Source organism: Duganella phyllosphaerae, from assembly GCF_001758785.1.
Taxonomy (GTDB): Bacteria; Pseudomonadota; Gammaproteobacteria; order Burkholderiales; family Burkholderiaceae_D; genus Rugamonas; species Rugamonas phyllosphaerae.
This window is the reverse complement of the sequence record NZ_LROM01000125.1, coordinates 22861-44517: the sequence shown is the minus strand read 5'-3', so window position 1 is coordinate 44517 and position 21657 is coordinate 22861. Positions and strand designations below refer to the sequence as shown.

The following is a 21657-nucleotide window of genomic DNA, read 5'->3' as shown; positions in this document are numbered from 1 at the left end:
TTCTAACAATAATAGCGAGAGACACTTCGATGCCGGACATCTCCCAGGAAAGCGCACGCCTGCTGGTGCGCCAGGACTACAAGACCCTGTCGCTGGCCGCCCTCGGCGGTGCGCTGGAATTCTACGACTTCATCATTTTCGTCTTCTTCGCCACCACCATCGGCGCCCTTTTCTTCCCGCCCGATATGCCGGACTGGATGCGGCTGTTCCAGACCTTTGGCATTTTTGCGGCGGGCTACGTGGTGCGTCCGATCGGCGGCATGGTCATGGCGCATTTCGGCGACCTGCTGGGCCGCAAAAAGATGTTCAACCTGTCGATCCTGCTGATGGCCGTGCCCACGCTGCTGATCGGCCTCTTGCCCACCTATGCCAGCATCGGCCTGGCCGCGCCGCTGCTGCTCCTGCTGCTGCGCGTGGCCCAGGGCGCGGCGGTGGGCGGCGAGGTGCCGGGCGCCTGGGTGTTCGTCTCGGAACACGTGCCGGCGCGGCATATCGGCTACGCCTGCGGCACGCTCACCGCCGGCCTCACCATGGGCATATTGCTGGGTTCAATGATGGCCACCGGGATCAACAGCGTGTTCACGCCGCAGCAAGTACTCGACTACGGCTGGCGCCTGCCGTTCCTGCTGGGCGGCGTGTTCGGCCTGGGCGCGATGTACCTGCGCCGCTGGCTGCACGAAACGCCGGTCTTCACCGAACTCAAACAGCGCAAGGCGCTGGCGGCGGAACTGCCGCTCAAGGCCGTGCTGCGCGAACATCGCGGCGCGGTGGTGCTGTCGATGCTGCTTACCTGGATGCTGTCGGCCGCCATCGTGGTGGTGATCCTGATGACGCCCACGCTGCTGCAGAAGGTCTATGGTTTCGATGCCCGCACCGCGCTCACGGCCAACACCGCCGCCACGCTGTGCCTGGCGGTGGGCTGCGTGGTGGCTGGCGTACTGGCCGACCGCCTGGGCGCACGCCGCATGCTGATCGGCGGCGCACTGCTGCTGGCGGCGTGCACGTACGCGTTCTACACCACGGTCAAGGTACGCCCCGACCTGCTGCTGCCGCTCTACTGCCTGCTGGGCTTTGCGGTGGGCGTGGTGGGCGTGGTGCCGAGCGTGATGGTGCGCGCGTTTCCGGCGCCGGTGCGTTTTTCCGGCCTGTCGTTTTCGTACAACCTGGCCTACGCCATCTTCGGCGGCCTCACCCCGGTCATGGTCACGCTGATGCTCAAGGTGGAGCCGCTGGCGCCGGCGTGGTACGTGATGGCGCTGTGCGCGGTGGGCGTGGTCACCGCGCTGTTCGTCAGGGACGGGCAGCGACAATAGCTGGCGCTGGCACTGGAGCGCTGTCAGTCCAGCCGCCACCCAGCGCCTGGAACAACGCCACCGTGTCCGCGTACCGCGCGGCGCGGGCCGCGATCAGCGCCACGCTGGCCTGCTGCCACGACTGCTGCGCCAGCAGCACCGCCGGATAGGCCAGCGTGCCCAGTTGCCACTGGCGCTGGGCGATGCCCAGGCTGCGGTGCGCGGCCTGTTCGGCGGCGTCCGCGCTGCGCAGCGCCCTGGCGTCGGCATCGACCGCGTGCAGTGCGTCGGCCACATTCTGGAAGGCCGTGAGCACCACGCTGCGATACTGGAACGACGCTTCGGTGTATGCCGCTTCGGCCGCGCGCTGCTGGTGCAGCAAGGCGCCGCCCTTGAACAGCGGCTGCACCAGGTCGGCGCCGATGCTCCAGAAACCTGTCCCCGACTTGAACAGCGTGCCGGCATTGAGCGCCGTCCCGCCCAGTGTGGCGGTGAGCGCAATATTGGGCAGGCGCGCGGCCTTGGCCACGCCTACCTGGGCGCTGGCCGCATGCAGTTGCGCTTCGGCGGCGCGGATGTCGGGCCGGTGCTCCACCAGCCGCGCCGGCACACTGACCGGCAGCGTTTCGGCCAGTTCCAGGCCATTGAACTCCACCCCCGCCGCTCCGGTGCCGTCGGCCGGCATGCGCCCGCCCAGCACCGCCAGCAGGTTGCGCTGCTGGGCCACCTGTTTTTCCAGCGGCGGCACGCCGGCTTGCGCCTGCGCCAGCGCAGTCTCCTGCGCCGCTACATCGGCCGGGCCCACCTGGCCGGCGCGCTGCATGGCGCGCGTGGCCTCTAGCTGGCGCTGCGCCAGGTCGGCCAGCTCGCGCGTGACGTCGAGCTGCGCGCGCAGCGCAGCCTCGTTGATCGCGGCCAGCACCACGTTCGCCTCCAGTGTCAGGCGCGCGGCGTCGCCCTGGTAGCGCGCCACGTCCACTTCGGCGCCAGCCGCTTCCAGCTGCCGACGCACGCCGCCGAATACATCGGGCGAGTAGCCCACGTTCAGTTGCGCCGTGTGCAGCGAGAACAGGTTGGCGCCGGAGGCCAGGGGGCTCGATAACGTACCGGCCACCCGCTGGCGCGTGGGCGCGAGGTGCAAGGTGGCGTCCGGCCACCACAGACCCTGCTGGGCGGTGGCGTTTTCGCGCGCGGCCAGCAGCGCGGCCTGCGCCGCCTGCAAGTCGGGATTTGCCGCCAGTGCGCTATCTACCAGGGCATTGAGCGATTCCGAGCCGAAGCTGGTCCACCAGCGCGCCGGCACATCCTGCCCGGCCGCCAGTTTCTGGGTATGTTCCGGCTGCGCCGCTTCGCCGTCGAGCACCTGGGCGGTGTAGCGCTGCGCCGTGGGCGCGGCCGGTGCGACAAAATCGGGGCCGGCGGCGCAGCCGGCGATCAGCGTGGCCAGCGCAATGGCGAACAGTTGGGCGGCAATGATTTTTTTCATGCGCTCTCCTCCTTCATGTCTTGTTGATTCATGCGTTGTTCGACCAGGCGCTGTTCAATCAAGTAATACAGCGCCGGCAGCAGCACCAGCGTCAGCGCTGTGGCGGTGACCAGGCCGCCCACCACCACGGTGGCCAGCGGGCGCTGAACATCGCTGCCCAGGCCATGCGCCAGCGCGGCCGGCACCAGGCCCAGGGCCGCCACCGTGGCCGTGGTGAGCACCGGGCGCACCCTTTCGCTGGCGCCCTTGATCACGGCCAGCCGCAGGTCGTCGGGCAGCAACGCGCGCCAGCGATTCAGGTTGGACAGCATCACCACCGCGTTGAGCACCGCCACGCCGAACAGCGCGATAAACCCTACCGCCGACGACACGTTGAGCGTCATGCCGCGCAGTTGCAGCGCCACCAGGCCACCGAGCAGCGAGAGCGGCACCACCAGCAGGATCAACCCCGGCTGGCGCAGGTTGCCGAACGCCGAGAACAGCATCACGAACATCAGCGCCAGCACCGCCGGCACGATTACCGCCAGTCGCGCCTGGGCGCGCTGCTGGTTTTCGAACTGCCCGCCCCAGGTAATCTGGTAGCGCGCATGGTCGTACGGGATCTCGCGCGCAATGCGGCCCTGGGCCTCGGCCAGGAACGACGACAGGTCGCGCCCGCGCAGGTTGGTGCGCACCGTCAGGTGGCGCCGGTTCATCTCGCGGGTGATCGTGGTTTCACCCTGCGCCATGCCGATATGGGCCACCTGCGACAACGCCACGTGGGCGCCGTTGGCAGTGGTCAGCACCAGGTTGCCGATCGCCTGCGGATCGCTGCGGGCAGCGCCCTCGAAGCGCGCGGCCACGTCGTAGCTGCGGTCGCCCACGTACACTTGCGCCACCGGGCTGCCGCCGATGCCGGTCTGGATCAGCGCCATCACGTCGGCCACGTTAATGCCCAGGCGCGCGGCGGCGGCGCGATCGACATCGATGCGCACTTGCGGCAGCGGCGGCTCCTGGTCGATGATCACGTCCTGCGCCCCTGGCACGGTGCGCAGCAGGTGCTCCACGGCGGCGGCCAGCTTGCGGGTTTGCTGGAAGTCGTCGCCATAGACCTTGACCACCAGGTCGCTGTGGGCGCCGGCCAGCTTGTCGAGCACACCGTCGATCATCGGCTGCGAGAAGCCCACGTCGGTGCCGGGCAAATCACGGTAGCGCGCGGCCAGCCGATCGACCAGGTCCTGCTTGGCCATACCCGACGGCCACTGGTCGTAGGGTTTGAGCGTGACCGCGCATTCGATGTGCGAGGGCGTAAATGGATCGGTGCCCTCGTCGTTGCGGCCCAGCTGCGTAACCACGTGCGCCACCTGCGGCTCTTTCAGGGTGGCGTCGCGCAGGGCGTCGGCCATGCGGGTGGCCTTGTCGAGCGAAATCCCCGGTGGCAGCGTTACCTGCAGCCAGATCGAACCTTCGTCGAGCGCGGGCAGGAAGTCGCGGCCGATGGCGCCGCCCAGCACCACCACTGCCGCCAGCGTGGCGCCGGCCAATACCAGCACCAGCTTCGATTTGCCGACCAGCCGCTGCAACAGCGCTTCGTAGCGCGGCATCAGCCAGGTGAGCAGCGGGTTGTGGAAAATCTTGCGCGGCTTGCGGAAGGCCCAGTGGGCCAGGCCCGGGATCACCATCATCGTCATCAGCAAGGCGCCCAGCAAGGCAAAGCCCACCGCAAAGGCCATCGGCGAGAACAGCTTGTATTCGATGCGCTGGAACGCGAACAGCGGCAGGTACGCCACCATGATCACCAGCATGCCGAACAGCGTGGGCTTCATCACCTGGCTGGTGGCGGCCAGCGCCGCGTCTTCGTCCAGCAGGCCTTCCGGCTGTTCTTCGCGCCGGCGCAGGATGGCTTCGAGCACGAAGATGGCGCCATCGACGATGATGCCGAAGTCGATCGCGCCCAGCGACAGCAGGTTGGCCGGCACCTTGAAGTGGTGCATCAGGATAAACGCCGTCATCAGCGAGACGGGAATCGCGGCAGCGGCAATCAGCGCCGCGCGCACGCTGCCCAAAAACAGCACCAGCACCAACGTGACCAGCACCACGCCTTCGATCAGCGTCTTGCCGACCGTATGCACGGTTGCCTCCACCAGCGAGCTGCGGTCCATGTAGGCCACTACCTTGACATCCTTGGGCAGCAGGTGGTCGTTCAGGTCGGCCACGGCGTCGTGCACGCCGGCGATCACGCGCGACGGATTCTGGTTCTTCAGCAGCAGCACGATGCCGGAGACGGTGTCGGACACGTGGTCCTTGCCAAGGATGCCGTGCCGTTCCTGCTGGCCCAGCGTGACCGTGCCCAGGTCTTTCACCAGCACCGGCACACCGCTTTTTTGCGCCACCACGATATTGCCCAGGTCATCGAGGCCACGGATCAGTCCCACGCCGCGCACGACCATGCCCTGTTCACCGCGCGTGAGGATGCTGCCGCCCGCGTTGGCGTTGTTGGACGAGATGGCCTGGGTGATCTGCGCCAGCGACAGGCTGTATTTGACCAGCTTGGCCGGATCGAACTCGATCAGGAACTGCGTGGTCACGCCGCCAAAATTGGTCACATCGACCACGCCGGACGCCTGTTTCAGGCGCGGCACCACGGTCCAGCGCTGCAATTCGGACAGTTCGCGCAGGCTGCGCGACTTGGACTCCAGCGTGTAGCGGTAGATTTCACCGATCGGGGAAGTGAGCGGATCGAGCGACGGCTGCGCGCCGTATGGCAGCGTAACGCCGGCGATGCGCTCCTGGAGGCGCTGGCGCGACCAGTAATCTTCGGCGCCGTCCTCGAACACCACGGTGATCAGCGACAGGCCGAAGGTGGACTTCGAACGCATCACGTGCATGCCGGGCGTTCCCATGATTTCGCGCTCGAGCGGAATCGTGATCTGCTGCTCGACCTCTTCGGCGGCCAGGCCGTTGACCTGGGTGACCACCTGCGAGGTGGTGTCGGCGATGTCGGGATAGGCTTCCAACGGCAGCTCGGTCCAGCAGTAGGCGCCGTACACGGTGGCGAGCAGGAAGATCAGCGCGACCATGCCGCGCTTGTTGAAACACAGGTGGACGATGCGGTCAATCATTGAGCAGCACTCCATCCTTGACCACGATGCGGGTGCCAGCAGCCAGGCCGGACTGCACTTCCACCTGGTCGCCCACCTGCGCGCCCAGCTTCACTTCGCGCGACGTAAAGCGCCACGGAGCCGTTTCCACGAACACGCGGCTGGCAAAACCGCCCTGCACCACGGCGGTCAACGGCACCAGGATGGCCGGACGCGCGCGCGCGCTCAAAGTGGCGGTGGCGAACATGCCGGGTTTCAGGCGGCCGTCGCGGTTCTCGAACGGCACCCGCAGCTTGACGGTGCGGGTATCGGGATCGAGCATTTCGCCCACGTAGCGCACGGTGCCCTGCAACGGCTCGGGATAGGCGTCGAGGCGGATGGTGGCGGCCTGGCCGGCATAGACCTGCGCCAGGTCTTTTTCCTGCGCGTTGATGGCGACGAACACCTGCGACAGGTCGGCCACCGTCATCAATGGCGCGGTGGCGTCGTTCCAGTACATGCCGCGCGCGGCGGACAATTCCACCACGCGGCCGGCGAACGGTGCGCGCACCGCCAGCGTGCCGTTTTTCATGTTGCTGCTGGCGAGTGCGCCACTCTGGCGCAACCTGGCGGCAGCGCGGGCGGCCTCGCTGACCGCTTGCGCGTAGTCGCTTTGCGCCTGTTCCAGGTCGCGGCGGGCAGTCAGCTGCTCGTGGTCGAGCGCCTGCTGGCGTTCGAGGTTGCCCGCTGCCAGCGTGAGCGCCGCCTGCGCGCGGGCCACGTCGGCGCCGGCCTGGGCAAAGTCGGGGGCGTCGATCACGAACAGGATCTCGCCGGCTTTGACGGCATCGCCCAGCTGCTTGTTCAGGCTGACCACGCGGCCGGCCATCGGCGTGGTGATTTTTACCAGCCGGGCGGGATCGGCTTCCACCGCCGCCGGCAACACGAATGGCGCCGCCAGGCTTTGTGAGACCACTGGCGCCACGGCCAGGGTCCGGCGCAGCGGCGAGGTGGCCGGCACGACGATCGCTTCGCCTTCGTGCTGCAGCGCCGGCGCCGGCCCTGTCGGCGAGGAGGAGTTGGCGGCATTGGTGGCATTGGCGGCATTGGCCGCCTGCATCGCGTGCATCCCATGCGCGCCCCAGGCGATCAGGCCGACGGCGATGAGGGCGGCCAGCAGCAGCGGGCCGGGAATGAAACGGGTCCAGCGGCGGTCGCTGGAAGATTGGGTGATTTTTTTCATGGCGGTTCTCCTGAAGCTACAGCCGCCATGGTACGAATTTATGCTGCACCGCATCCTGAATACTTCTTCAGGATTCCTGCGTACCGGCGCTGTTATACTCGGGTTCCCGGTCGAGGACATTCATGCACATCCTGTTGGTAGAAGACGATCACAAAGCGGCGCGGCTACTGGCGCGCGGCCTCGAGGAAGAAGGCTTCCAGGTGCAGGTCGCGCATGGCGCCCACGAAGCGGCCATGCCGGCCGGCTTCGACCTGGCCATCCTCGACTGGATGATGCCGGGCAAAGACGGCGTGACCCTGTGCGCCGAATGGCGGCAGTCCGGCCACCAACTGCCGGTGCTGATGCTCACCGCGCGCGATGCCGTGGCCGACCGCATCCTGGGCCTGAACACCGGCGCTGATGATTATTTGACCAAACCGTTCGTGTTCGACGAGCTGCTGGCGCGGGTGCGCGCGCTGCTGCGCCGCTTCGACCGCGCCCAGCCGGCATTGCTCAAGGTGGCAGACCTGGCGCTCGACGCCCGTACCCGCACCGCCACGCGCGGCGGCAGCAGCTTCGCCCTCACCGCCAAGGAATACGCCCTGCTCGACCTGCTGATGCGCCATGCCGGCAGCGTCGTCACCCGCCTGCAACTGGCGGAGCAGGTGTGGCACGCGGACCTGATTGCCATCGACAACCTGATCGACGTCCACATCAAGAACCTGCGCCGCAAGGTCGATCCCCCCGCTGCGGCGCCGCTGATCGAGACCGTGCGCGGACGCGGCTTCCGGCTCGGACCGCCGTCTGAGCCTGACCATGCTTAGCCTGCGCCAACGCCTGATCGCGGTCCACCTGCTGGCCATCCTGGCCGCCGTGGGCGCCACGGCGGGCGCCGGCTGGTGGGTGTTGTCGCAGTCGGTCAACCGCCAGCTCGATACCGCCCTGCTGGCCCTGGCCGAAGCCGAGGCGGCGATGCTGAGCGACAGCGATGGCACGGTGATACGCGTGCACGAAGCGCCGCAAGGCAGCGCCCCGCCCTCGCTCACGCGGCTCGACCGGCTGGTGCAGATCATCGACAAGCAGGGCTGGATCCTGGCGCGCAGCAGCAACCTGGGCACCGAGGATTTGCCGGCGTCGTCGCAGCTGCTCGACCAGCTGGCGGCTGGCCGCACCGTGTTCGAGACCCTGCCCGACACCAGCGAGGAACCGCTGCGCATGGTATCGGTGCCGGCGCGCGTCAAAGGCCAGCTGTACGCCGTGCAGGTGGCCGGCTCGCTCGACGACGCCAACAGCACGCTGCGCTCGGCGGCGCTGCTGTTCGGCGCCATGGCGGTAGCGCTGATGGCGGCGCTGGGCTGGGCCGGCGCGCGGCTGTCGCGCAAGCTGTTCGTGGCGATCGAGAACATCGTCGAGCAGGCCGGCCGCATCGAGGACAACCACCTGGACCGACGCCTGCCGCACCCTGGCGGCGACGACGAAATCGGCCACCTGGTCACCACCCTGAACGCCATGCTCGAGCGGATCGAAGGGGCGTTCGAAACCCAGCGCCGCTTTACCGCCGACGCCTCGCACGAACTGCGCTCGCCGCTCTCGCGCCTGCGCGCCGAGATCGAGATCACGCTGCGCCGTCCGCGCGAGAGCGGCGACTACGTCGCGGCCCTGCGCTCGTGCCTGGACGAGGTGGAGCGCCTGACCACGCTGGTGGAAGAACTCCTGATGCTGGCGCGAATCGACGCCGGCCAGGAGCGCGGCCCCGGCCAGCCGGTGTCTTTGACGGACCTGGTGCGCGACACCGTCGCGCGCATGGCGGCGCCGGCGCGCGAGCGCGGCATCGAACTCGTTGATGCCGGTGACTTGCCCGGGGATGTGCAGGTGGAGCAGGCGGCGCTGGGACTGGTGCTGCGCAACCTGCTGGAAAACGCCCTGAAGTTCTCGCCGCCGGGCGGGCGCATCGAGGTCGGCCTGGCACAGGGCGAAGGCACGATACTGCTCACCGTGGCCGACCAGGGCCCAGGCATTGCGGACGCCGAGCTGCCCTATGTATTCGACCGCTTCTTCCGCGGCACGGGCGCACGTGCCAGTGAAGTAGCCGGGGTGGGCCTGGGCCTGGCGCTGTCGCAGTCCATCATGCGCGCGGCAGGCGGCAGGATCACGGCCGCCAACCGCCCCGGTGGCGGCGCGCTGTTCACCGTCCAACTTCAACAATTACAAGAGACACCATGACCCCATCGCGCCGAGCACCCGACGCCGTCAGCCTGCTGGAACAACTGCGCCAGGGCGCCCTCACCGCCGAACAGCTGGTTGGCCAGCACCTGCAAACGCTGGCGCGCGAGCAGCCACGCCTGAACGCCGCCACCAGCATCTTTCACGAACAGGCGCTGGCCGAGGCGCGGCGGCTCGATCGCGAAGGCGACCATTCGCTGCCACTGTTTGGCCTGCCGTGCAGCGTGAAGGAGACTTTTGGTCTGGCCGGCCAGCAGGTGACGGCCGGCTCGCAGCGGATGGCGCCCGAACCGCACACGCACGATGCCGAGATCGTGCGCCGTTTGAAAGCTGCCGGCGCGGTGGTGATCGCCCGCAGCAATGTGCCGGAACTGGCGATGACGGCCGAATCGACCAATCCCCGCTACGGGCGCACCAACAACCCGCTGGCGCCAGACCGGGTGGCCGGCGGTTCGAGCGGCGGCGAAGGCGCGCTGGTGGGGTCGAACAGCTCGGTCTTTGGCGTGGGGTCGGACATCCTCGGCTCGATCCGGATCCCGGCCGCGTTCTGCGGCGTGGTGGGCTTCAAGCCGCATTCGGCAGCGGTCGATGGCGCCGGCACCTGGCCACAGGTGACCGGCAATACCCGCACCTGGCTGGGCCTGGGGCCGATCACGCGCAGCGTGCGCGACGCCCGCCTGGTGTACAACGTGATCGCGCGACAGCCGCTTGCCGCCGGTGGCGACATCGCTGGCGGCGCGGCCGGTGGCCGGCTGGTGGTGCCGGGCGGCTTTCCGCTGACGATACGGGATGCCTGCATCGGCCAGGCCTTGGCGGCGGCGAGAGCGGCCCTGGTGGCTGGCGGCTACCGCGAAGAAGCGCAGGATTTTTCGGACGTGCGCCACCTGTTCCTGCAAATCCCGAAAATCATCCTCGACGACTTCTACGATACCTGGATCCGGCTGCTGACCACAAAGGAAGCGGCGCCCTTCTCGCCCTGGCGCGAACTGGCGGCGCAACTGCTGCGCCGCCCCACCATCGACAACGGCCTGCTGACGTGGATGCTGATCGCGCCGCTGATGAAACCGCGCCGCCAGTCCACGGTCACGCGCATCGCCACAAACTACGCCAGCGCGCGCGCCCGCTACCACGCCATGCTGGGCGCGGACGGCGTGGTGGTCCTGCCCACCCTGGGCTTGCTGGCGCCGCACCATGGCAAGATGAACCGGCAGTCGTTGAAACCGGGCGTCAACGGCCTGTTCACCGCCCACACCATGGGCAACTACCTGGACCTGCCGGCAATCGCGGTGCCAGCCTGGAAGTACCGCGACCCGGCCACCGGCCTGGTCCCCAGCATCTCGCTGCTGTGCGCCCCCGGCGCCGAAGCGCGCCTGTTCGCCGCCGCCCAAATCGCCGAAGCCGCCCTCAACTAACCTTCGGGGTCAGTGCCGACATTCGGACATTTTTGAACTTATTGCGCATGTTACGGTCGCTTGTTAGTGCCGAGTTCGTGTCCAGATGTCGGCACTGACCCTGAACTTTAGGCGGCTTGTTTCTTGGCCTGGGATTCGGCCATGGCCGTTACCGAGCGCAGCAGCTTTTGCACGGCATCGATCAGGCGTTCGTCCGACTCGCGTTCGGTGTCCTGGGGATTGTGGTGGTGTTTCAGCGGGTCGCCTGATTCGGCCTCGGCCGCCTGTTGCTGGTCGGCGTAGGCGGCGCGGCCTTCGGCGTGGTCGTCGCCGGTCGATGCAGGCACTGCCGCTGGTGCTGACGGAGCAGCCGCTGGTGCAGCGGCCGCGCCGCCCTCTTCTGCCGCAGGCGCGCCGTCGCCCGCGCGCAGCACGGCGGCGGCTTCCCTCAGTTGGCCGGACAGTTGCCTGAGTTCCTGCAGCGTGCCCCTGGCGCCGCTGCCGCCGAACATCGCCAGCAGGTGCAACAACTCCTTGATGCGCTTCTTGATCATCTCGATGCGTTCGCGCGCGGCCGCCTTGGCCGCTTGCGCGGCAGCCGTGCGCAAAGCGCGGACCACGTCGGCGCGTTCGCGGGCCTGGTCGGCCTGCTTTTGCTTGAGCTTGGCCAGTGCGGCCAGCGCCTGCGCTTGCAGGCGGCTGGCGGTGTCGCCGCCCGCCGCGAGCGGCTCGCCTCTGGCTTCGGCAGCCTGGCCGGCCCGGTACAACGGTGACGACAGCATGGAGTTCTCCCGCAATTGATCTGTACCGGTAACAGGCGACGGCCCAGGAAATTAGTTAAATGCCAAACCCTCCCTTGACCTCATGTTAAGTTGAGGTTCTATAGTACAGCCATCGCTTTTACCGAGATGTCCGCATGCACGCCTCCCAGACCATCACCCCTGCCGCCACCCTCACCACGCCGGTCCTGCTGCTGATGGCCGTGGCCACCGGCCTTTGCGCCGGCAGCAACTATTTCAACCAGCCGCTGCTGCACTCGATCGCAGTGGCGCTGAACGTCACCGACGCCACTGCCGCGCTCACGGTCACCGTGTCGCAACTGGCGTACGCGCTGGGCCTGCTGCTGTTCGTGCCGCTTGGCGACAAGCTCGAACGCCGCAGCCTGGCCAGCGGCCTGATGCTGCTGGCCGCCGCCGGCCTGTTCATCAGCGGCTACGCCGCCAGTTTTTCCATGCTGGTGATCGGTACCGTGCTGACCGGGCTGTTCTCGGTGGCTGCGCAAACGCTGGTGCCAATGGCGGCCACCCTGTCCGCGCCGCAGCGCAGCGGCCGCGCCGTGGGGCTGGTGATGAGCGGCCTGCTCAGCGGCATTCTGCTGGCGCGCAGCGCGGCCGGACTGCTGTCGGACCTCGGTGGCTGGCACACCGTGTACCGTGCGGCGGGGTGCATGATGGTGGCCCTGGCGCTGGCGCTGTGGTACGTGCTGCCCGCCTCGCGCAACCCGGTTTCGATGAGCTATGGCCAGGTATTACGGTCGCTGCTGGCGCTGGCGGCGCGCCATCCGCGCCTGCGCAGCCGCACCTTGGTCGGGGCGCTGACGTTTGCCTCGGTCAGCGTGGTGCTGTCGTCCACCACGCTGCTGCTGTCCGGGCCCGGTTTTGCGCTCGGCGACAGCCAGATCGGCCTGGTCGGCCTGCTGGGCGTGGCCGGCGCCATGATGGCCAGCGTGGCCGGGCGCCTGAACGACAAGGGCTGGGGACTGGCCACGTCGGCCGCTTGCCTGCTGCTGTTGCTGGTGAGCTGGGGTGCGCTGCGCCTTGGCCTGGCCAGCCTGCCATGGATTTTGGTGGGCACCCTGCTGATCGACATCGCGCTCGCCGGCGTCCATATCGGCAACCAGGGCGTGATTTACCAGCTCGATCCGCAGGCGCGCTCGCGCATCAACGCGGTGTACATGACCGGCTATTTCGCTGGTGCGGCAACCGGCTCGGCGCTGGGATCGCTGGCCTGGCAGTTGGCCGGCTGGCGCGGCGTGTGCGTGGCGGGGGCTGCGCTTGGGCTGATGGCCGGCGCCGCGCTCTGGCATGACTACCGGCTGGCGCGCAGCCGCTGAGCGGCCGGCGCCAGCCAGTCGGCCACCTGCGCGGCCGGCATGGGCCGGGCGATCCAGTAGCCCTGGCCCTCGTCGCAGCCCCAGCTGGCCAGCAGTTCGTATGCTTGCGCCGTCTCGATACCTTCCGCCACCACGCGGTGGCCGAACTCGTGGCCGAGCCGTATCATCGCGCACAGGATCGTCACGTCGTGCATGTCGGTGGGCAGCGTGCGCACGAACGACTGGTCGAGCTTGAGGATGGTGGCAGGAATCTGCTTGAGGTAGCTGAAGTTGCTATGGCCCGTGCCGAAATCGTCGATGGCGATCTGCAGTCCCAGCGCGCGCAGGCGCCGCAACTGCACCCCGACCGGCAGCGGATCGTCGGCCACGGCGCTTTCGGTGAACTCGATTTCGATCAGCCCGGGATCCACCCGGCTTTGGCCGAGCAGGCGGTCCAGCAGGTCGGCAAAACCGGCGGTGGCCAGGTCCAGCGCAGAGACGTTGAGCGACACGGTGAGCCGCAGGCCGGCGTCGTGCCAGACCTGCGCCTGCGCCAGCGCCGCGCGCACCACCCATGCCGTGATGTCGCCGATGAGCGCGGTCTTTTCCGCCAGCGGAATGAATTCGCCGGGGCTGATCGTCCCCAGCTCGGGGTGGTTCCAGCGCAGCAGTGCTTCCACCCCGGTGCACACACCATCGGCCAGGTCGATGCGCGGCTGGTAGTGCAATTGCAACTGGTCGTCGGCGGCCAGCGCACCGGGAATCGCGGCCAGGATGCGGAATGCCCGCTGCTGCGCCGCGTCCAGTTGCGGGTGGTAGATGGCCCAGGGACGATGGGCGGCACGGGCATGGGCCAGCGCCGCGCCCAGCACGCGCGCGGTATCGGCCGTCGGCACCTCATCCGGCGTGGCCAGCGCCACGGCGCCCAGCGTGACCGCCGGTGCATGCGGAATGCCCTGGTGCTCGCACGGCACCGAGAAACGCTGCTGCAAACCGCGCAACTGCTCCTCGAGCGCCGCCTCGTCCCGGGCGGCCAGCACGCACGCCATGACGGTGCTGTCGATACGGTACACGGGCGCCGGGCCGAGTGCTTGCGACACGCGCCGGGATGCCGCCATGAGGAAGCCATCGGCGTAATCGGCGCCAAATGCCGACTGCATCTGCTGCAGGTAACCATGGCCGCAAACGTCGATGGCCACGGCAAACAGGCGGCGGCCGTCGTCCGGCGCATCGTTGATCCACAGCGCCACGTCTTCCAGGAAGCGGGTGCGGTTGGGCAGTTGCGTGAGCGGATCGGCGTAGCCGATGCTGCGCAGGGTTTCGATCCGCATCATCGCCAGCCGCGCGAAATGGCGCAACTGGGTGACCTGGACGGCGTCGAAAGCGGCGCGCGGCGCGGCGTCGAGCACGCAGAACGTCCCCAGGCACAGGCCCTCCTTCGTGATCAACGGCGCGCCGGCGTAAAAGCGCAGGCCCGGCGACCCGGTGACCAGGGGATTGTCGGCAAAGCGGATGTCCTGCAGCGTGTCGAGCACGATCAGCGGCTCGGTGCTGTGCAGCGCGTAGGCGCAGAATGCCTGCGAGCGCGGCGTTTCGCGCACTGCCATGCCGATACGCGACTTGAACCATTGGCGCCCGTCGTCCACCAGCGAAATGAGCGCCATCGAGGTGCCGAAAACGTGCGTGGCCAGCAAAGTCATCTCGTCGAACGCCGGATCGGTCGGGGTGTCGAGCAGGCACAGCTCGCGCAAGGCGGCCAGGCGCTCGTTTTCGCTGCGCAGCACGGGAGGAGAAAAGGTCATGGTCTGAATATTCCGGGGATCGCCGATTGTAACCGAATACGGCATAGATTTCCCAGAAACAATAAAAAGATATTTTTTACAACGGTGTTTAGCGCGTGCCCGCTCATTGGGATGATTGTTTCACGGAAAGATTCGCACAGCGGCAAGGTAAAGCGATATATTTATTTTTCCGATAACAATTACTATGGAGATATTATGTCGCAATCTACCCGCACGCCGGGCAGTCGGTTCCGGTCGCTGGGCCTCGGCCTCGGCCTGGTCATCGCGCTGCCCGCCGCATTGCTGTGCTTACCGGCAGGCGCCCAGCAAGCGCCGGCGCCAGACCTCGCCACCCGGCAGGAAGTGGTGGTGGCAGGTAAGCGCAAGATGCAGGATCCGACCGAGTTCATCGCCGCCGACAGCCGCGTGCTGGGCCGCAAGTTCGCCTCGTCGTGCGCCTATATGTCCGGCTACAACCCTTATGAAGACGATCTCTTCATCGACTACATCACCAGCTTCCACGGCCTGTCCAGCGAAGTGGAGACCATCCGCGACGTCTCGCCGCTGGGCGATGCTGCCGGCAAGAATACCATGGGTCGCGAATTTGACAGCACCATGCCTGGCGCCGATGCGACCGCCAGCAGCGCGCTCTCCAACCAGATGGAGCCGTCGGTCAAATGCTCGAACACCGACCGCCGCTTTGCCGCCGGCCGCAACAGTATTGCGCGCAAGGACAAGACCCTCAACCTGGCGCTGGACGCCTACGACAAGGGCGACTACGTGGAAGCGATGTCGCAGTTCAAGCAAAACTACAGCAAGCTGGGCAACGATTTCTCGGCCCTGATGCTCGGCCGCATGTACCTCGAAGGCAAGGGCGAAAAAGTCGACATCACGCAAGCGCTCTACTGGCTCGACAAGGCCGTCAACCAGCGCTTCGGGCCGAAGGACCGCATGCGCTTCGACCCCAAGCATCCGCAGCTGATGAATACCCGCGCCGAGGCAGCCATGACGCTGGCCAAGGTGTACATGGTGGGCTCCGGTGTCAAGCGCGATCCGCGCAAGGCCCTCGAGTTCTACGAGGTGGCGGCCGACTCCGGCTATACGCCAGCTACCGGCATGCTGGGCAGCGCCTACCTGTCCGGCTTTGCCGGCGCCAAGGATGTCAACAAGGGCGTCAAGTACCTGAAGGAAGCGGGCGAAGCGGGCTACGCCCCTGCGCTATTCCAGCTCGGCAAAGCCTATTACGAGGGCAACGACGTACCGAAGGACCTGAAGCTGGCCGGCGCCTACTTCACTGCCGGCGCCAAGGAAGGCCATCCGGGTGCGCAACTGGCGGCCGCCCGCATGTACGACTTCGGCGAGAGCGTGGCCCCCGATCCCAAGCGCGCGCTGGTGTATTACAAGGAGGCCGCCATCAAGGGCGTACCGGCCGCGCAAAACGCGCTGGGCACCTACTTCTACAAGGGTGAAGTGGTCGATCAAAACCTGCAAACCGCGCGCAAGCTGTTCAACGCCGCCGCCATGCAGGCGCAACCGGACGCCATGTACAACCTGGCCATCATGACCCGCAACGGCGAAGGCGGCGCCAAGGATTTGTCGATGGCCTACGTCTGGTTCAGCCTGGCCAAACAGGCGCGCTACCCCGAAGCCGACGTGGCGCTGGCCGAGGTGAAACCGCAGCTGTCGCAGGCGGAACTGGCTCGGGCGGATGCCTTGCTCAAGCCTGGTTCCGGCACGCAAACCAAGTAAGCCTTATTCTCACCAGGGCGGTGGCCGTTGCCTGACGGCCCGCCTCTCGCGAGTCTTTTCTTAACAAGATCACGACGTCGGAACTTTGTCGGCACTGTCGAGCATAACAATCGGGGCCCGTGTTTTTGGCAATCGCTGGATGGGTACTTGGGAACACTGAGGCAGCTAGCGAGAGGCGACGCCCCGCGCTGATCAGGCCAGTGTGCCCACCAGCGCCACCAGCCTGGCCGGATCGACCGGTTTGACGAAGTGATGATCGAAGCCGGCGGCGGTGGCTTGCTGTCTGGCCTGCTCGTCGCCGTAGCCGGTCACCGCGATCAGCACCACGCCATCGAGGCCGGGCGTGGCGCGCAGGCGGCGCGCCAGTTCGTAGCCGTCCATGCCGGGCAGACCGATGTCGAGCAGGCACACGTGCGGCCGGAACACCAGCGCGTGTTCCACCACGCGCGCCGGGTCGTCCTCGGTCAGCACCTGGTGGCCGTGGATTTCCAGGAACATGGCCAGCATGGCGGCGGCGTCCTCGTTGTCGTCCACGACCATGGCGCGCAGCGCGGTGCCGGTTGCAGCGAGCGGCGCGGCTGGCGCTGCATGCTCGTCGGCCAGCGGGACGGGCACCGGCGCCGGTGCGCAAGCGATCTGCGGCAGCGTGATGGTGAAGCGGCTGCCCTGCCCCAGTCCCGCACTCTGCGCGAGGACGCTGCCGCCATGCAGTTCCACCAGGCTTTTCACCAGCGCCAGGCCGATGCCAAGGCCGCCCTGCGAGCGGTCGGTTTCGCGCTCGGCCTGCACGAACAGGTCGAACGCGTGGGCCAGCACGTCGGCCGTCATGCCGATGCCGTTGTCGATCACCGCAAGTTTGACCTGGTCGGCGCCGGTGTCCAGGCGCAGCATGATGTCGCCGCCACCGGGCGTGTACTTGACCGAGTTGCTCAGCAGGTTGGCCAGCACCTGCACCAGGCGCTTGGCGTCGCCCATCACCAGCGCGGGCGCGGGCGGCGTGCTGACGGTGAGGCGGTGGCCGTGGCTGTCGATCAGCGGGCGTACCTGTTCGATGGCGTCGGCCACCACGCGCCGCACGTCGATGGCGCTGGCGTTGAGCGGGATCATGCCGCGCGTGACGCGCGAGACATCGAGCAGGTCGTCGATCAGGCCCGTGATGTGGCGCACCTGGCGCCCGATCACGGCGCTGGCACTCTGCACCAGCGCCGCATCGGCGCCCGGCTGTTGCAGCATTTCGGCGGCGGCCGAGATGGGCGCCAGCGGGTTGCGCAGCTCGTGCGCGAGCATGGCCAGGAATTCATCCTTGCGGCGGTCGGCGGTGCGCAGCGCCTGTTCGGCGCGGGTGCGGTCGGTCACGTCGCGGAACATCAACGCCACCAGCAGGCCTTCCTTCGGCCCCACCGGCGTGGCATACACCTCGAACCAGCGGTTCATCGGCTCGGACCCTTCCAGAAAGCGCACCGGCTCGCCGGTCAGGGCCACCTTGCCGTAAATCTGGAACCAGCGATCCTCGAGGTCGGGCACCAATTGGCGCGCGGTTTTTCCCACCACGTCGACCAGGCCGGTCTGGCGCTCGAACGACGGGTTCACCTCGAGAAAGCGGTAATCCACCGGCACGCCGGCGTCATCGAGCACGATGCGGATCACGGCCAGGCCTTCGTCCATCGATTCGATCACCGTCACGTACGACTGCTTGAGCAGCTGGCTGGTGCGCATGTCCTCGGTGACGTCGGCGCACACCACCAGCACGCCGCGCACGCACGCCTCGTCCTGGATCGGGCTGTAACCATAGGTCCAGTACATCTCTTCGCGCTTGCCGTTGCGGGTGAGCGATACCAGCGCGTTCTCGTGCCAGGTGGCGCCCTTGCCGGCCATGACGTAGTCGATTTCAGGCTCGATGCCATGCCATACCTCGGCCCAGCAGTCGCGGCAGCGCTGCCCCAATGCGGCCGGGTGGCGATCGTCGGCCAGGGTGCGGCGATAGGCGTCGTTGTAGAACTGGTGCAGGTCGTCGCCCCACCAGATCATCATCGGGTGGTTGCTCGTAAGAATCAGCCGCAGGGTGGACTTGAGCAGCGACGGCCAGCCGGCGGGCGGACCCAGGGGGTGATCATGCCACTCATGGTCGCGCGTGAGCATGCCCATTTCGCCGCCGCCATCGAGAAACGCCGGCAAACCGGGCGCGCTGTTGGATACCATTGCCGAACTCCACGTAAATAGTCGCGCCGATCTTACCATGCGCCACCCGCGCTCCCGTTGGCGGCAAGGCCTGGACGATTCTGTTATTGTCGATGTGGGAATGCAAAGATTGCACCCCACCCGGTGTCGCAACCGCGCACCGCCACGACCTGAAAGGAGCATCCCATGGCCTATGAATTGCCGCCTTTACCGTACGCGTACGACGCCCTCGAACCGCATTTCGATGCGCGCACGATGGAAATCCACCACACCAAGCACCACCAGACCTATGTCACCAGTCTCAACAATGCGGTGAAAGACGCCGGCATCGAACCGGTGGCGGTCGAAGACCTGATCAAGGACATCGGCGCCCTGCCCGAAGCCGCCCAGACGGCCGTGCGCAACCACGGTGGCGGCCACGCCAACCACGCGCTGTTTTGGACCGTGCTGAGCCCCAAGGGCGGCGGCGAACCGACCGGCAAGCTGGCCGACGCCATCAACAACGACCTGGGCGGCTACGAGCGTTTCAAGGAACAGTTCATCAAGGCGGCGCAAACCCGCTTCGGTAGCGGCTGGGCCTGGCTCACGGTGGGCCAGGACGGAAAGTTACTGGTGGAAAATAGCGCCAACCAGGACAGCCCGCTGATGGGTGCGTTCGTGGGCCTGTCGGGCGGCACGCCGATTCTGGGCCTGGACGTGTGGGAACACGCGTACTACCTGAACTACCAGAACCGCCGTCCCGACTACATTACGGCCTTCTTCAACATCATCGATTGGGAAGAAGTGGCGCGCCGCTACGAGGCCGCAGTGCCTGCCTGACCGTGCGTTTCAGAGGGCAAGCCAACGACGAACCACAGCGTTCGCTCCCAGCCGCCCTTGTAGTGTCGCCTGGCCGCCACGCGTGCGCGATCGTCACTTGCATCCCGCTATATAATGGACATAATTTCAACAGTCCAGCGCCGCCACATGAACTTAAACACCAGGAACAACGTCAGGATCATCGGTGACGGCGATGGCCTGCCCACCATGATCATGGCCCATGGCTTCGGCTGCGACCAGAGCATGTGGCGCCACCTGGCGCCCGAGTTCGCCGGCCGCTACCGCGTTATCCTGTTCGACCTGGTGGGCAGCGGCGGCTCCGACCTGGCGGCGTACGACCGCCAGAAATACAGCTCGCTGCAAGGCTACGCCGACGACCTGCTCGAGCTGATCGATGCCTATGCCAGCGGTCCCGTGATCTTCGTGGGCCATTCGGTCAGCGCCACCATCGGCGTACTCGCTGCCAACCTGGCGCCCGAAAAATTTGCGGCGCAGATCCTGGTCGGCCCGTCGCCGCGCTATATCGACGACGGCGACTACCGCGGCGGCTTTTCCGAGGACGACATCGCCGACCTGCTCGACACCATGCAGGCTAACTATCTCGGCTGGTCCAGCACCATGGCGCCGGCCATCATGGGGGCGCCCGATCAACCGCACCTGGCCGAGGAACTGACCAACAGCTTTTGCCGCACCGATCCGGCAATTGCCAAGCATTTCGCGCGGGTCACTTTCTTATCGGACCACCGCGCCGATTTTGCCCGTTCGACCACGCCGGCGCTGATCATGCAATGCAGCGACGACCTCATCGCACCGATGGAAGTGGGCGCCTTCATGCACCGCGCCATGCGCGACAGCACGCTGGTGGTGATCGCCAACCACGGCCATTGCCCCCACCTGAGCGCGCCCGACGCCAGTATCGCCGCCATGCAGGCCTTCCTCGACGCCCCTGCCCCGGCACCAGCACCAGCACAATGACAGCGGCGCCAGACGTCTGGGACGACGCGCCGTGCGGGTTGCTGTTTGCCGACGTCGACGGCACCATCGTGCGCGCCAACCTGACCGTGTGCCGCTGGCTGGGCTACGAACCGGCCGAACTGGTGGGATCAAAGCGCTTCTCCGAACTGATGCCCATGGGCGCCCGGGTATTTTTGCAAACCCACTGGACACCGCTGCTGCAAATGCAGGGATCGGTCTCGGAGGTGCAACTGGACCTGCTCGACCAGCAGCGGCGCCGCATCCCGATGATGCTCAGCGCCATCCGGCGCCAGCGCGACGGCGTCATCCACGACGAAATCGCCCTGCTGATCGCCACCGACCGGAAATTGTACGAGCGCGAACTGCGCGCCGAGCGGGAGCGGGCCGAAGCTGCAACCGCCGAGCTGGCGCAAGCGCAGGCGCAACTGCGCGACGCCAATGCGGCGTTGTCGCTCCAGCACCGCTACAAGGATGAATTCCTGGCCACGCTGGCCCACGAGCTGCGCAACCCGCTGGCCTCGATGCTCAACGTCAGCGAGATCCTCAGGCTGCGCGCCCAGGCCACCAACGCCAGCGACCGTCCGGCCGAGATCCTGGTCCGGCAGATTGCCCGCATCAATCGGCTGGTGGACGACTTGCTCAACGTCGCGCAGATCGGCCAGGGCAAGGTGTCGCTGACCATGGCGGTGGCCGATATCGTGCCCACCTTGCGCGATGCCTTCGACGACGCGCTGCCGGCCATGCAGGCGGCCGGACAGCATGCCACCGCCAACCTGCCGGCGCAGCCGCTGTGGGCCAGGTTCGACCAGGTGCGGCTGACCCAGATCGTCGCCAACCTGCTCAACAACGCCAGAAAATACAGTCCGGTCGGCGCCGCCATCGTGCTGCAGGCGGGCATCCGCGACGGCAGGATAGCGATCGAGGTCAGCGATACCGGCATCGGCATTGCGCCCGACCAGCTGGCACTGGTGTTTGAAAAATTCCTGCAACTGGCGCCTGGCCTCGACCGCGCACAGGGCGGGCTCGGCATCGGGCTGTCGCTGGTCAAAGGACTGGTCGAACTGCACGGCGGTGAAGTGACGGCGCACAGCGATGGCGCCGGCACGGGAGCCCGCTTCACGGTGGTGCTGCCGCTGTTGGCCGGCCCTGCCGGATAAAGCGTCGCGTGACGGACACAGCTGCATAGGCTTTCCATGTGGAAATGAGATAGAATCACGCAATGCCGCTCTGACGCAACTGCGGCTTCTTTCGCGGCCCCATCCCCGCCGCCATTCACGTTCCCCGCAAGATCTCTTGACTGCCGCCCCGGCCAGCCCGGTGCGGCGCGGAATGACAGGCCGCCCGTCGGCCCTGCATCCGGACTTCGCCTGGCAGGAACGCATTTCACTGT

15 protein-coding genes are annotated in these 21657 nt (G+C 67.1%); 9 read left to right on the top strand and 6 right to left on the bottom strand.

Annotation, left to right across the window (positions count from 1 at the left end; translation table 11 throughout):
* Positions 1-29: 29 nt before the first annotated feature.
* Entirely contained in the window at positions 30-1313 is a 1284-nt protein-coding gene (locus DUPY_RS21800; RefSeq protein ID WP_070251019.1) for an MFS transporter, read from the top strand.
* On the opposite strand, the gene DUPY_RS21795 is transcribed toward DUPY_RS21800, so the two are convergent.
* From DUPY_RS21795 to DUPY_RS21785, 3 genes are read right to left on the bottom strand one after another with little or no spacing between them, the layout of a single operon-like run.
* Positions 1291-2778, bottom strand: coding sequence for an efflux transporter outer membrane subunit (locus DUPY_RS21795; protein WP_070251017.1), 1488 nt, complete (start codon positions 2776-2778; stop codon positions 1291-1293). The two genes, DUPY_RS21800 and DUPY_RS21795, sit on opposite strands and share 23 nt — an antisense overlap.
* Positions 2775-5879, bottom strand: a complete 3105-nt coding sequence (locus tag DUPY_RS21790) for an efflux RND transporter permease subunit (protein ID WP_070251015.1) — start codon at positions 5877-5879, stop codon at positions 2775-2777. The genes DUPY_RS21795 and DUPY_RS21790 overlap by 4 nt, the downstream gene beginning before the upstream one ends.
* Positions 5872-7080 (bottom strand): efflux RND transporter periplasmic adaptor subunit, encoded by a 1209-nt coding sequence (locus DUPY_RS21785; protein ID WP_070251013.1) that lies wholly within the window; start codon positions 7078-7080, stop codon positions 5872-5874. The genes DUPY_RS21790 and DUPY_RS21785 overlap by 8 nt, the downstream gene beginning before the upstream one ends.
* A 122-nt stretch (positions 7081-7202) precedes the next feature.
* Here DUPY_RS21785 and DUPY_RS21780 point away from each other — a divergent pair, with 122 nt between their 5' ends.
* The 3 genes from DUPY_RS21780 to DUPY_RS21770 are packed head-to-tail and all read left to right on the top strand — an operon-like array spanning position 7203 to position 10694.
* On the top strand, positions 7203-7883 hold the full coding sequence (locus DUPY_RS21780; RefSeq protein ID WP_070251011.1) for a response regulator transcription factor: 681 nt from the start codon (positions 7203-7205) through the stop codon (positions 7881-7883).
* Complete coding sequence (locus DUPY_RS21775; protein WP_070251009.1) at positions 7876-9282, top strand: sensor histidine kinase; 1407 nt, start codon at positions 7876-7878, stop codon at positions 9280-9282. The genes DUPY_RS21780 and DUPY_RS21775 overlap by 8 nt, the downstream gene beginning before the upstream one ends.
* On the top strand, positions 9279-10694 hold the full coding sequence (locus DUPY_RS21770) for an amidase (protein ID WP_070251007.1): 1416 nt from the start codon (positions 9279-9281) through the stop codon (positions 10692-10694). The genes DUPY_RS21775 and DUPY_RS21770 overlap by 4 nt, the downstream gene beginning before the upstream one ends.
* 107 nt (positions 10695-10801) lie before the next feature.
* On the opposite strand, the gene DUPY_RS21765 is transcribed toward DUPY_RS21770, so the two are convergent.
* Positions 10802-11455 carry a hypothetical protein gene (locus tag DUPY_RS21765; protein ID WP_070251004.1) on the bottom strand — a complete coding sequence of 218 codons (654 nt, stop codon included), beginning with the start codon at positions 11453-11455 and terminating at the stop codon, positions 10802-10804.
* Positions 11456-11589: 134 nt separating this feature from the next.
* Here DUPY_RS21765 and DUPY_RS21760 point away from each other — a divergent pair, with 134 nt between their 5' ends.
* Positions 11590-12786 (top strand): MFS transporter, encoded by a 1197-nt coding sequence (locus DUPY_RS21760; protein WP_070251002.1) that lies wholly within the window; start codon positions 11590-11592, stop codon positions 12784-12786.
* Here the strand turns inward: DUPY_RS21760 and DUPY_RS21755 are convergent.
* Positions 12762-14567, bottom strand: coding sequence for a sensor domain-containing phosphodiesterase (locus tag DUPY_RS21755; protein WP_070251000.1), 1806 nt, complete (start codon positions 14565-14567; stop codon positions 12762-12764). The genes DUPY_RS21760 and DUPY_RS21755 overlap by 25 nt on opposite strands.
* 195 nt (positions 14568-14762) lie before the next feature.
* Here DUPY_RS21755 and DUPY_RS21750 point away from each other — a divergent pair, with 195 nt between their 5' ends.
* Positions 14763-16295 carry a tetratricopeptide repeat protein gene (locus tag DUPY_RS21750; RefSeq protein WP_070250998.1) on the top strand — a complete coding sequence of 511 codons (1533 nt, stop codon included), beginning with the start codon at positions 14763-14765 and terminating at the stop codon, positions 16293-16295.
* 192 nt (positions 16296-16487) lie between these two features.
* Here DUPY_RS21750 and DUPY_RS21745 read toward each other — a convergent pair whose 3' ends face one another.
* Complete coding sequence (locus DUPY_RS21745; protein WP_070250997.1) at positions 16488-18494, bottom strand: PAS domain-containing hybrid sensor histidine kinase/response regulator; 2007 nt, start codon at positions 18492-18494, stop codon at positions 16488-16490.
* Between the two features lie 165 nt (positions 18495-18659).
* Here DUPY_RS21745 and DUPY_RS21740 point away from each other — a divergent pair, with 165 nt between their 5' ends.
* The 3 genes from DUPY_RS21740 to DUPY_RS21730 all read left to right on the top strand — a co-directional run bounded on the left by DUPY_RS21740 (position 18660) and on the right by DUPY_RS21730 (position 21424).
* Positions 18660-19292: a superoxide dismutase gene (locus DUPY_RS21740; RefSeq protein WP_070250994.1), complete on the top strand. Its 633-nt coding sequence runs from the start codon at positions 18660-18662 to the stop codon at positions 19290-19292.
* A gap of 147 nt (positions 19293-19439) precedes the next feature.
* Positions 19440-20267, top strand: a complete 828-nt coding sequence (locus tag DUPY_RS21735; protein ID WP_070250992.1) for an alpha/beta fold hydrolase — start codon at positions 19440-19442, stop codon at positions 20265-20267.
* The gene (locus DUPY_RS21730; RefSeq protein WP_070250990.1) at positions 20264-21424 is read left to right on the top strand and encodes a PAS domain-containing sensor histidine kinase; all 1161 of its coding nucleotides are present in this window, start codon (positions 20264-20266) and stop codon (positions 21422-21424) included. Before DUPY_RS21735 ends, DUPY_RS21730 begins: the two co-directional genes overlap by 4 nt.
* The last annotated feature ends 233 nt before the right edge of the window (positions 21425-21657 follow it).